The organism is Vibrio sp. ArtGut-C1, from assembly GCF_002105475.1.
In the GTDB taxonomy this organism is placed as follows: Bacteria; Pseudomonadota; Gammaproteobacteria; order Enterobacterales; family Vibrionaceae; genus Vibrio; species Vibrio diabolicus.
In genome coordinates this window covers 15,143-29,526 of record NZ_NCTH01000040.1, presented here as the reverse complement: position 1 = coordinate 29,526, position 14,384 = coordinate 15,143, and the positions used below count along the sequence as shown (strand labels likewise).

The following is a 14,384-nucleotide window of genomic DNA, read 5'->3' as shown; positions in this document are numbered from 1 at the left end:
GTTGGGAAAAGAAAATCGAAAACTACGAGGCCATGTTGCATTTTGCTTGTGGCCTCATTGTTTGGAATAAATCCCTTTTGGGATAGGTTCTTAGTCAATTTGATGGCCTATTGAGTGATAATCAGGCAACAGAGGCGGTACTCTCTGAAGACGGCAGCACTATCACCTTGTCCATTGCTGGCTCGAATGAAACCGTCTTAACCATCAGTCTGAATACTGATGGTACCTACCAATTTGAGCAATTTAAGCCGTTAGAACAAACAAACGGTGAAGATACGATTGAGCTCTCTTTGCCAACCACAGTCGTCGACTTCGACCAAGATACGGCAAGCAACACCTTTACGATGACCATCCTTGATGGCGATAATCCAGTGATTGAAAATGTGACGGGATTGTCTTTAGACGAGGCGGGGGTTGACCAAGGTTCACAGGAAGGCGCGGTAGTAACAAGTGGCACTGGGTCGATCACGACAGCGGTCGGTAGTGACATCATTGACCATTATGAGTTGGAACCTACAGAGTTTAATGTTGGTGGAGAACTCCAATCTCAGGGGCAGGTTGTCCAACTTGAACTAGCATCCGAGAGTAATGGCGTGCGTACTTACGAGGGCTTCATCGAGCTGGATGGCGTGCGTATTACCGTATTTGATGTGGCGATTGATGCCCCTGCATTGGGCGAATACCAATTCAACTTGTATGAACAACTCGACCATACGGGTGCTAACGATGACTCGCTCACTTTCTCACTGCCAGTTTACGCGGTAGATGCGGATGGCGACCGCTCCTCGATTACCGACGGTTCGAACACACCAGAAGCGGCGCAAATTGTCATTCAAGTTCAAGATGACGTTCCTTCGATTGATGGCGTTGATGCGCTGGCCGTCGATGAAGACGATTTATCAAGCATCGGCTCCGATCAAAGCGATTCTGTGCTCGCGCAAGGCAGTTTCACGACGACTCAGGGCTCAGACCGTGTTGTAAGTTATCAATTAGAGAGCGGCACTGATCCACTCAATGGGTTGGAATCACAGGGTCGATCTATCTCTCTGACGGAAACTGTCAACTCAGATGGCAGCTTTACCTATTCTGCAACGGCAGAAGGGGACGCTATCTTCACCTTACAAGTGAACCCTGATGGTTCTTATTCATTTAGTCTTGAAGGCCCAATCGATCATGCTGTGGGTAGCGATAGCTTAACTCTAGACTTCACTATTGTCGCAACGGACTTTGACGGTGACACCAGTTCACTTGTTCTACCGGTAACCATTGCTGATGATGTGTCAACCATTAACGACGTTGTTGCTCTTACCGTCGATGAAGATGACTTAAGTTCGGTAGGCTCTGACCAATCACAGCCAACGTTGGTTGAAGGTCAGTTCACGACGACTCAGGGCTCTGATGGCGTCGTACAGTATCAGTTGGATGTAAACGCTGATCCTTTAAATGGCCTGCAATCTCAAGGGCAAACCGTCTCCATTGTCGAAACGCAAAATGCAGACGGCAGTTACACCTACAGCGCAACGGCAAATGGCAGTGCAGTTTTCACATTAATTTTGAATACTGATGGCTCGTACAGTTTTGAACTGCAAGGTCCAATCGACCATGCGGCAAATAGCGACAGCTTAACCCTTGATTTTAGCGTTATTGCTACCGATTTCGATGGTGACACAAGCCAAATCGTACTGCCTGTTACCATCGTGGATGATAAACCGACCATTACCGATGTCGGTGCGATTACCGTTGATGAAGATGACTTAGGCACGATTGGTTCGGATCAAACTGACCCGATTTCAATCGATGGCAACTTCACCACCACACAAGGTTCTGACCGAGTAGTGAGCTATCAGCTTGACGCGTCTGCAACACCAGTGGCTGGACTCACATCGCAAGGCGTGGCAGTCACGCTAACTGAAACCGCAAACGGCGATGGCAGCTTTACTTACGAGGCGACAGCGGGGACTGAAGCGGTCTTTACGCTGACAGTGAATACCGATGGCTCTTATAACTTCACGCTTGAAGGGCCAATCGACCATGCGGTAGATAGCGATGAGTTAACGCTGAACTTCCCAATCATCGCAACAGACTTTGATGGCGATACCACAAACGCCACGATCCCAGTGACGATCGTGGACGATAAGCCAGTTATTACTGACGTGGATGCCATTACGGTTGATGAAGATGATCTAGCGTCAATTGGCTCAGACCAAAGCAATCCAATTTCTATTGATGGCAACTTTACTACCACACAAGGCTCTGACCGAGTGGTGAGTTACCAACTTGATGCTTCTGCAACACCGGTTGACGGTTTAACGTCGCAAGGCGTGGCTGTCACACTGACAGAAATCGCAAATGGTGATGGTAGTTTCACTTATGAAGCGACTGCGGGTGGCAACCCAGTATTTACTCTGACAGTAGATACTGATGGCTCTTACAACTTCACGCTAGAAGGGCCAATTGATCACGCGGTGGATAGTGACGAGCTGACACTCAACTTCCCAATTATCACAACCGACTTTGATGGCGACACCGTTACTGAAACCATTCCAGTCACGATTGTTGATGATGTACCGACCATTACAGCGGTGGATGCGTTGAGTGTCGATGAAGATGACCTTGGCGGTGTGGGCTCGGACCCAGGCGGCGATCTGTTCGTTGAAGGCGCGTTTACTACCACACAAGGCTCTGACCGAGTGGTGAGCTACCGACTGGATTCAACAGCAGATCCTGTTGCGGGGCTGACATCTCAAGGTGAGGCGATTACCTTGGTGGAAACCGCGAATGGTGATGGCAGCTTTACCTATGTTGCGACCGCAGACGGCAATCCAGTCTTCACGTTAAACGTCGCAACGGATGGTACGTACGACTTTACGCTGCAAGGCCCGATTGACCATGCAGCTAACAGCGACAACCTGACGATTGATTTCCCAATTATTGCCACTGATTTTGATGGTGATACGACTTCGGCAACCATTCCAGTCACGATTACGGATGATGCACCAGTCATCGATAACGTCGTGCCGCTGGCTGTGGATGAAGATGATCTCTCAGGTATTGGCTCAGACCAAAGCGACGCTGTTTATGTAGAAGGTGCGTTCACGACCACTCAAGGGTCAGACCGTGTGGTGAGCTACCAACTTGACTCAACGGCTGATCCTGTTTCGGGGTTAACTTCGCAAGGTGAGCCTGTTACCTTGGTAGAGACTGCGAATGCCGATGGCAGCTTTACTTACGTTGCTACCGCGGATGGTAACCCTGTCTTCACCATGAATGTGAATGCAGACGGTACATTCAACTTCCGTCTGGAAGGTCCGGTCGACCATGCGTTAAACAGCGATGAGTTAGTACTGAACTTCCCAATCATTGCGACGGATTTTGATGGTGACACGACTACTGCGACCATTCCAGTCACTATTACTGATGACGTTCCAAGCATCGACAACGTTGTTCCACTGACAGTAGACGAAGATGATCTCGCCACAATTGGCTCAGACCAAAACGATGATGCGTTTATGTCTGGTTCGTTTAGTACGACAGAAGGCTCGGACAGCGTTGTTAAATACCAGCTTGATGCAACCGCGGATCCTCTAGCAGGGTTAACTTCTCAAGGTGAACCTGTTGTGCTTGCTGAGACGGCAAACGGTGATGGTAGCTTTACTTACACTGCCACAGCAGATGGCAATGCCGTATTTGAGTTAGTGCTGAAGCCAGATGGCAGCTACACCTTTACTCTGCAAGGTCCACTAGACCATGCGATGAATAGCGACAGCCTACAAATCGATTTCCCGATTATCGCAACAGACTTTGATGGCGACACTTCAACTAAAATACTGCCTGTCACTATTGTTGATGATCAGCCAAGCATCACTAATGTTGATGCGATCAGCGTGGATGAAGATGACCTGGCTACGATTGGCTCTGATCAAAACGAGTCCGTGTCGATTGATGGTCACTTTGTCACGATGGGTTCTGATCATGTTGTGAGTTATCAGTTAGATGCATCCTCTAACCCTGTTGATGGCTTAACCTCACACGGGGTATTGGTGACAATGACGGAAAGCGCGAATGCGGATGGCAGTTTCACCTATATCGCTACCGCAGGATCAGAAGCCGTATTTACCTTGACGGTGAACAGCGACGGCAGTTACAACTTCACGCTTGAAGGTCCAATTGACCATGCAACAGGTAGTGATGAGCTCACGCTGAACTTCCCAATCATCGCGACAGATTTTGATGGTGATACCACCACAGAAACGATCCCAGTCACCATCGTGGATGATAAACCGACCATTACCGATGTTGATGCGATTACCGTTGATGAAGATGACTTAGGCACGATTGGCTCAGACCAAACTGACCCGATTTCAATCGATGGCAACTTTACCACCACACAAGGCTCGGACCGAGTGGTGAGTTATCAGCTTGACGCTTCTGCAACACCAGTAGCTGGCCTTACATCACAAGGTGTGGCCGTCACGCTGACTGAAATCGCAAATGGCGACGGTAGCTTTACTTACGAGGCGACGGCGGGGAGTGAAGCGGTCTTTACACTGACAGTGAATACTGATGGAAGCTATAACTTCACGCTTGAAGGTCCAATTGATCATGCTGTTAATAGTGACGAGCTGACACTGAACTTCCCAATCATCGCAACAGACTTTGATGGCGATACCTCTGCTGAGACAATCCCTGTCAAGATCGTTGATGACAAACCGACACTTGGTGGCATCGAAGCAACAAGTGTGCAAACGGTTGACGAGGACGATATCCCAACAGTCGGATCTGATGGTACGCAATCGAACAGCATTGCTGGTAACTTCATCGCGACTGATGGCTCTGATGGCATTGTGGAGTACGGCGTTTCTGACCTAGTGACGTCAGTACAAGGCCTGACCTCAGGTGGTCAATCATTGGTTATGGTTGAAGTATCAAACGCAGGTGGCGTTTCAGTTTACGAAGCTCGTATTGATGGCACGACGACACCAGTATTCCGAGTGACCCTCGATGCCTCTGATGATAGCTACACGTTCGATTTGCTTGCTCCTCTCGATCATCCAAATGCTGATGGCCAAAATGAACTGGTCATCAATTTACCGATAAACGCGACGGACTTTGATGGAGACGTGTCGAACAACATCACCTTACCAATTACGGTTGTGGATGATGTTCCGACCATTGATGGTTTACTAGCAGGCAGTGAACAAACCGTTGATGAAGATGACCTACCAGCAGGTACTGATGCTGCAAGTGCAGAAGATACTGTTATTTCAGGTACTTTTGATATCACCGAAGGTGCTGACCAAGTTGCTTCTATTCAGCTCAGTGACCTGACCACGCCTGTTGCGTCACTGACTTCAGATGGTGATGCTATCACCTTAGTTTTGTCTTCTAGTGCAAACGGCGTGAACGTATACCAAGGTGTCTCTGGCAATCCTGCTGAAGTGGTGTTCGAACTGACGTTGGATGCAACAAACAATTCCTACGAGTTCGATTTACAGAAGCCGCTTGATCACCCAGATGGTAATCAGCAAAACGAGATCATTATTAACCTCCCTGTGACGGCGACGGATAATGATGGTGATACGTCACCAGCCTTCACATTGCCAATTACCGTTGTGGACGATGTTCCGGTTGTTACCAACATTGAAAGTTTACGTGTCGACGAAGATGATTTACCTCTTGGTTCTGATGGCACTAAAGAGCCATTAACGGTATCAGGTGAATTTGACGTTACTAGCGCAGATGGTATTGATGCGTTCGAATTGGATCTGAGCTCAAATCCTATCCCGAATCTGAAATCGGGTGGAGAAGAGGTAACACTTTCTCAAGACGTTGGTGCTTCAACTGCTGACGCGCTTGTTTACGTGGGACAAACTCCGGGTGGAGTGACTGTCTTCACGTTGACACTTCATCAAGATGGTAAATACGACTTTGAGTTATCTGGTCAGTTAGATCACGCGGTTAACTCTGATGAGATTTTGTTGAATCTACCTGTGAAGATTACGGATGGCGACAACGATACCATCACTGCGACCTTGCCAGTGACCATCGTAGATGACAAGCCAACCATTGACGCTATTAGCTCTGGTAGTACCTTGTCTGTGGATGAGGATGATATTCCAAACCAAGGTTCGGACTACACGCCAGAATCCAATATCATTGGTGGCAACTTTGACGTTACTGATGGTGCCGATTCTATCGTTAGCTTCCAGTTGGATAGTTTAACATCGCCCGTTTCGGGCCTTACCTCAGGTGGTCAGCCGCTTGAATTGGTTGAGTTTTCAAATTCAAATGGTGTGATTGAGTACCGAGCTTACGTACAAGGTACGACGGATACCGTCTTTAAACTGACGCTAAATGGCTCAGCAGACAGCTATGAATTTGAACTGTTGGGTGCACTTGATCATCCTGCGGGTAACGATGAAAACTCGTTGGTCATTAACTTCCCAGTCAACGCGACTGATTTTGATGGCGATGTGTCCAATAACATCACCTTGCCGATCACCGTGGTGGACGATGTTCCAGCTATTGTGAAAGTGACAGACTCTAGCCAACAAACCGTTGATGAAGATGATCTTGCCGGTGGCTCTGATACGACAAGTGGCGATTCGACGGTACTGACTGGCGGATTTGAAGTCGTTGATGGCGCGGATGAGATAGTCAGCTACCAAGTTTCTGACCTCAATGCGGTTGTGTCTGGCTTAACTTCAAACGGCAGCAGCATTGAGTTGAATGTGGTGAGCTCGGTTGGTGGTGTAACCAGTTACGAAGCGGTGATTACTGGCACATCAACTAAGATCTTCACTCTGTCTCTTGATGCGAATAATGACAGTTACCAATTTGAACTTTTGGGACCAATCGACCATGATGCTGTTCAAGGTGAAAACAACCTTGTCATTGATATCCCAATTACAGTCACAGATTTTGATGGTGACACGTCATCATCACTGAATCTTCCAATTACCGTGGTTGATGACGTTCCCGAAATTAAATCAGCAGATGCTTTGGCTGTTGATGAGGATGACCTCGCTAATGGCTCTCAGGCAACCAACAAAGACAGCCTAGAAGCAACGGGCAATTTCGATACGGTGGAAGGGGCAGATACCGTTGTCTCTTACCAGTTGGATCTTACTTCTAACCCGATCCCAGGAGTAACGTCAGGTGGCTTCGCGGTGACGTTAGTTCAAACCGCGGTAAGCAACAACAACTTTACTTATCAAGGTCAAACACCTGATGGTAACTCAGTGTTCACGCTAGTTTTGAACGCTGACGGCTCTTACAAGTTTACACTCGAGGGGGCGCTAGACCACTCAACCCAAGGCGAAGATACTCTCATACTCGATCTTCCAGTCTTTGCGACCGATGTCGATGGCGATACGGCAGGTATTAACTTACCAGTGACGATCACCGATGATGTTCCAACCTTGTACGATGCATCTATTTCGCGTGTTGAGGGACAAGGCAGCCGCACGGTTCACTTATTCCAAGACCCTGTAGAAGGTGATGACGATCTTGGTGCTGACGGCGCACAAGTGACTTCATTTTCGGCTGATGATTCAGGCATTTACTTTAAGCAAAACGGTGTTGATTCTGATTCTGTCGATTTGAACGGCAGCGACCAAGTCGTATTTGTTCACAAGGTTCTTGACGGAGTGGATACTGAAATCGGTCGTTTGGTTGTTCGAACCGATGGCAGTGTGTCATTCCGTCCGAATGACGATCTTGACCATACAGAAACCGACTCGATTGATTTCACCATCAACGTTGTTGCAACCGATGGTGATGGCGATATCGCAGATGCCGATGTGGATATCTCGATAAGAGACCGTAATGCGCAAATTGACACGTCTACCGTTACTGCGTTCGAGGACCAAGGGCGTGATGGCGTCGTTGTGGGCGTTGACTCTGCAAATACTCAAGATAACCTATCAGCGTTGGATGTGACGCCTGCGAAAGTCGACTTGGTTATCAATTTACACGATATCGACCGTAACGAGAGCTTAGGTGACATCACGATTCGAGATGCAAGCACGCACAACGGTACTTTCTATTACCGAGATGGCAGCGGTAACTTCATTGAACTGACACCAGTCGGCGATACGGTTGTTCTCGATGCCTCGAATGTCGAGCAATCATTTAGTGGCGAGCTTGTCTCTTTAGATAACTTGTATTTTGTCCCAGATCGTCATACCTCGACTGACGTTTCAGGAGTTGATCCTCGTATCCGTGTGGAAATTCTTAACAATGGTACGCCAGATCATACGATTAATGGTCGTTTAGACATTGAAGTTGCTGCCGTTGCAGATATTGCGACTTGGACGACGAGCAGCGAGTTTAACTATTCTGTCGATGAAGACGGAAACAACGTCGCACTTAATATCACGGCGGAAACTCAGGATACTAGTAATCCTGAAGATATAGTGTACGAGCTCGTCTTTACACAAGGGGAAGGTAACGCAGAGTTAGTATATTCGGATGGTAGTGCGATTCCACAAACTGGTGGTGTTTATCTCGTAGATGCCAGCCGAATTGGTGACGTTCAAATTGACCCAATCGATAATTTCTCGGGCGAAATCAAGATTGATGTAACCGCCATTACAACAGAAAACAATAATCCGTTATCAGGGAAGGAAACGGCACGTTCAGAGACAGAAACTATCATCATTGATGTTAACCCAATCGCGGACCCAGGTAGTTTTACAGTCAACCGAATCAATGTCTTTGAGGATAACGCTCGAACTCAAGACACCGTCAATCCTGTCACGGATCATGATCCACTTCAGTTAAGTGAAGTGATTACCATGAAGCCGTCTGCGGATTTAGATGGTTCTGAAGCACTGTTTGTGCGTATTTCTGACTTCTCAATTGATGGCGTTACGTTAGTGTGGCTTGATTCAGCAAACCCAAGCCAAATCGTGGAAGTGACCGATTCAAGCGGCAATGTACTCTATTACGAAGTGCCAGAATCTGAGTTAGCCAACGTCGAAGTGCTTCCTCCGTTGCACAGCAATGATGACTTTACTTTCAACGTTGAAGGTATCGTCAAAGACACTGCATCGTTATCTAATGGGGTTGCCGAAGATATTTTGTCACTAGGCAGCAAAACAGTGATCGTCGGTGTGAAAGGCGTAGCTGACATACCATTTATTGAGCTGAATGATAAATCAGGGATCTGGCATGAGTTTAATGACGGCAATGTAAGAGGTATTGAGACTAATATCGATGAGAATGGTCAAGTAGAGTTGGGCTTTAGTGTTATCTCTGGCGAGTTACCAGATAACCCGAATGATCACTCAGAGTCGGTTACGGTTCTGCTGTCCAATATTCCGGCAGGTGTCGAGGTATTTGATAGCGATGGTGCATCCGTCGATCTGACCTTTGTAGGCTATGACGCGCAAAATCAGCCAATCTATGAAGCCAATATCACCACGGCGAATATTAATTCTGGAATTGTTATTAAACCGGAAGCGTCATCGACGGAGAACATTCATATTACAGCGACGACGATCGTCACAGAGAATGATGGTCACAGTCGAACCTCATCGGGTGAGATCCGAATTATTGTCGCTCCTGTCATTGATGCGCAAGATAACTACACGGTTCAATCAGAAGGTGATGAAGATACACGCTTTAATATTGATTGGAAGCCAACGTTGACTCAAAGCCCTGATACAGACGAGTTCTTTAGTGATGTGACGATTTCTGGATTTCCTCCAGGCAGCACGGTTTATGTCGATGGCGTAGCACAAACATTGGTTTCTGGAGCATTAACACTTTCGCCACTAGCGAACGAGTCGGAGCAAGACTTTTCTGCTCGAATCTCTCAAAGCGGGTATGTCCAGGTGCAATTAGAGCAAGACTCTAGTACTGACTTTGATTTGAATACTACGGTGACGGTGAAAGAGATTGACCACGAATATGTCGATGCTTCTAATCCAGGGCAGGGAATTGCAGAAAAAACCATCAATGGCATGGTGCATGTCCAAGTCAATCCAATCGTTGAGCCAGAAAATACAACAGGATCGCTAGACGCCCAGACACGTTTGCTTGTTACTGAAAGCACTGGCGTTATCACTGACATCGTGAAGTCAGACGGTCAAGGGAACATTGATTTTACGATCAATACTTCAACGGGTGGGGAGTCTGGTGCGAATATCATCAAATACCAAGAGTTTGACGCCTCTTCAGATGAAGTGGTGACTCAGCTTGTTGTTCAGTTCCACAATGTCGACCCTGAGATTCTCAATCAATTGGTCATTGTTGGTGCATTGAACGAAGGCGGCGGTCGATGGACAGTCATTGACGAAGAAAACTTCTCGATTAAAGCGCCTTCGGGTCTTGATTTAACGCCAAACGACGACAGCGATGATGGTGACAACGGCGGTCTATCTCAAATTGGGTTAACCATTTATGCCGAGGTCAACGATTTAGGTGAAGATGCCGTTGAAAAAGACGCAACAGTAGTAAGAGAAACTGACGTGACACTTGAGTTTCCGACGGTTCTCACGCCGCAAACGAGTGTTGCCGCCGAAATTCAGGTGGCTGATGACGTCCAAATTGAAGCATCGGAAGATAATGCGATCGACCTTGGCACTCAATTGACGTCGAAAGTCGATGCGATTAATGCGGATGGTGTGGAAGATGTTTTGACTGTTGTTATTGATCCATCTGCACCCGGTATTCCTCCAGGCTTGGTGATAACAGGCACTGATATCGATTTTGTCAATGGTAAATACGTTTTCCAAGCAGATATTGATGCTAGTGGCAATATCACAGGTTTGGACGGTTTAACGATGCACTTGGCAGAAGATTACGCTGGTGATTTCGAATTGCCTGTGAGGTTTGTCACCAAAGACACAGAGTCTGGCGACGAAAAAGAAAACAACGTGCGAATTCCAGTTCAGGTTTTACCGATTGCAGATGTTCCGAGTTCGGCGGGTGATCAGCCATTAGATGGTGATGTTACACCAAATGTGACAGTGGATATCACAGGTACTCTCGGTTTAGACGCTAACAAACAACCAGTTAATGACCTAAATAACGATGTACCAACGGCGGATGGTGTGGGTTATGAAGATGGTTTAATCCAACTTAATCTAAATGTCGATTTTGCTGACCGTTATAACAATATCCAAGGTGGTCAGGAAACGCTAACGAATATCAAGTTAGAGCTCGATGACACAACACTGGGGGAGTTTGTTGACGCAAATGGCAATAGCTTAGGGACAAGTATTGAGTTTAATGAAGCAGAGATTTTAGCGGGTGCGCTTGATACTGTTCTGTTTAAGCCGAAAGAAAATTATCCCGTAGGTGGGGGACAAAACACCGTCAAGATTAATATCGAAGGAGAGATCACAGACGAGGCTGTATTTGATCAGTCTATCCTAAATAACCCTGGCGATAATATCGATATAAGAACTTTTACTGATGACGTGACATTCGAAGTTACGCCAGTGGTGGACGATATTACGATTACAGGTGCCGATCCTACGAAGCCAATTACCGTGGTTGGTGACGAAGATACTTTAATTTCGTTGAATCAATCAGGCTCTGGGGTTTCGATCAGCTTAAACGATAATGATGGCTCTGAAAGTTTCGTTTCACTCAAGTTAACAGGGATCCCTGATGATTTTGTCGTGCAATCCAATTCCTCTGATTATGTTGTTAAGAACAACGGCGGAGGAGAATGGAGTATTCAGCTAAAAGACCTTACTCAGACATCCGTTGATTTGAGTGACATCCAAATCAAACCGCCGAAAAACTTCAGTGGTGAGGCAGAGATTGGCATTACCGTGTTCATCCAAGAAGAATTGTTACAAGTACCAACTGAGCGAACTAATAACTTTACGCTGGTTGTGAATCCTATTGGCGATGATGTTGATGTGAATCCTGATACTTCAGCTGCGGGGAATGAGGGAGAAGATATTGTTATCAACGTCAATGCGTTGGTGGTTGATAACAAAGAGTCCATCGGAGATGGCGCAACCTACCAGGAAAATGATCCGGAGACGATGAGAGTTGAGATTTCAAATGTCCCTGATGGGGCGAGTGTTTCATTACCTGATGGAACGGTGTTTACTGACCAAGGAAATGGCGTCTTCGTATTAGAAATCGATGCTCAAGATTTGGATCAAGTGGTCTTTAATTCTGGTGATCGCAACGATAACTCATGGGGTGGGTCACTGCATTTCAAAGTGCAAGCGGTTGATACCGGGCTCGATGGTCGCCAAAGTTTAGGTTCAGCCGAGGAGTTTGACGTAGCTGTTGATGTTGAAGCGGTGAATGATCGACCGGAGTTCGTGAATGTCATTGACGTTGAAACACCAGAAGACAACGCTATTCTGCTGGATACATTTGGTATTTCGGATGTGGATGCGGTACTTGATGATCCTACCGCAGAGTATGTCTTGAATATTGCTGTCGATAGCGGTTACTTGGCGCTCAATCCATCGATTATTGCCAATTACGGATTGACGGTTTCTGGAGACGGCACGGGTTCAATTGAACTGAAAGGAACCGTATCTGACCTTAACGCCGCTATCGCTGATGGTTTAGTGGAGTTTAACCCAGCGCTTAACTTCTTTGGTAACGTCAATGTCGACATCTCTGTCGATGACCAAGGCAACGAAGGGATTGTGATTAGCGGTGTCGATGAAACACTCAATTCAAATAGCAGTCAATTTGTAATTGAAGTCACAGAGGTGAATGATGCGCCAACAACATCGGAAGTGACGTTGACAAGTATTGATGAAGACAGCGGCGCTGTTATTGTTACCGCAGCGGACTTGCTGGTTAATGCGGTTGATATTGAGTCGGACAATTTAACCGTTAGCAATGTTACGCTTGTCGACCCTGCAGCAGGGACGCTTACTCAACTGAGCTCAACGGAGTGGAGCTTTGAACCTGCTCCTGATTTTTACGGGGATGTAAGCTTTAATTACGATATTACGGATGATGGCATGACCAATGGCGTCTCGGATCCGAAGACCGTCAGTGGCTCAGCCGTGATGACAGTGCAGGCGATTAACGATGCTCCGGAGATTGATGGCTCAATGGTCACAAATACGATTGTGGAGTCATCGGATCAAAAAATCTCAGGTATCGAAATTACCGATGTTGATTTTGCAGGTGTTCATGAGAATGAAATCATGACGGTGTCACTCAGCATCGATGAGGGTGATATAAGTGTCGTTGTCCCGGCGGGGAGTGGCATTACTCAAGGCGTTGGTTTAGCAGGTGAAACTGTACTGATGGGGACTTTGTCTCAGCTTAATAGTCTTTTCGCTTCGACGGATCCGGATGTCGGTGTATTTATTGATGCCAGTGACGTGAACAGCAACTCTATTGCGCTTACCGTTACCGCTGATGACAACGGTATCTTCTATGACAACTTAACGGGTACCTCACTACAAACATCAGAAACGTTTGATATTAACGTAACGCCGGTCGCTGACGTACCAAACTTGGCCATTGATCAGAACTTTAGTTACATTCAAAGAATTAGTGCGAGTCAAAGTGCAAGCCGTCAAGGCATCGCGCTGGTGGGTATTATGGCTGCGTTGACAGATGTCGATGAAGTACTGGCCTTAGAGCTCACAGGCGTGCCAAGAGGAGCCACGATCACGAGTGAGGCCACAACATCGAATATCAGCTTTGATGGTACAACATGGACTGTCCCAGAAGATGAAATTGATACGCTACATATCAATAATGCGATCCCGGGAGATTACGATATTACATTGACTGCGGTTTCTACTGCATCAAATGGTGACCAAGCGTATTCAACGCCATTAGACATTAATCTAAACGTTACACTAAATAGTCAAGATATTGATCAGTCAGCTGAAAGTGAAGACAGCTATCTTATTGGTAGTGATGCAGGCATTACTTTAGCAGCCGGTACGGGAGATGATTATATCCTAGGAGGAGATGGAGATGACGTGCTTATTGGCGGACTAGGCTCTGATATTCTGACTGGTGGTGCGGGTAGCGATATCTTTAAATGGACAGAAGACACGGTGGATAATGGTGCGATTGACACCATCACTGACTTTAGCGTCAATGAGGACACCATTGACCTCAAAGACGTGATCGCTGATTTGAATGATCCAACGGCAGGTATTGATGATTTACTTGCGCACATTCAAGCCGATTACGACGCATCAACAGAAAATGTTTCTCTGAACATTACGACGGATGCAAATGTCCAGCAAACCATAGTTGTGGAAAACTTAGGTACATCGATAGACTTCAACGGTCTTAGCTCCAATGAGATTGTAGAGTCATTGCTGAATCACGGTGTTATTGATAACGGATAAGTTTGGATTCAACATAAAACGGGCGGCTTTAACAAGGCGTCCGTTTTTATTGGGAGTTATTGGTTTTTA

General features: G+C 46.7%; 2 pseudogenes. Both read left to right on the top strand.

Going from position 1 to position 14,384, the window contains the following annotated elements:
* Positions 1-86, top strand: a pseudogene (locus B7360_RS24795) (IS5/IS1182 family transposase); the annotation flags it as partial.
* A gap of 3 nt (positions 87-89) precedes the next feature.
* A pseudogene (locus B7360_RS22210) lies at positions 90-14,315 on the top strand (DUF5801 repeats-in-toxin domain-containing protein); the annotation flags it as partial.
* Positions 14,316-14,384: the final 69 nt, after the last annotated feature.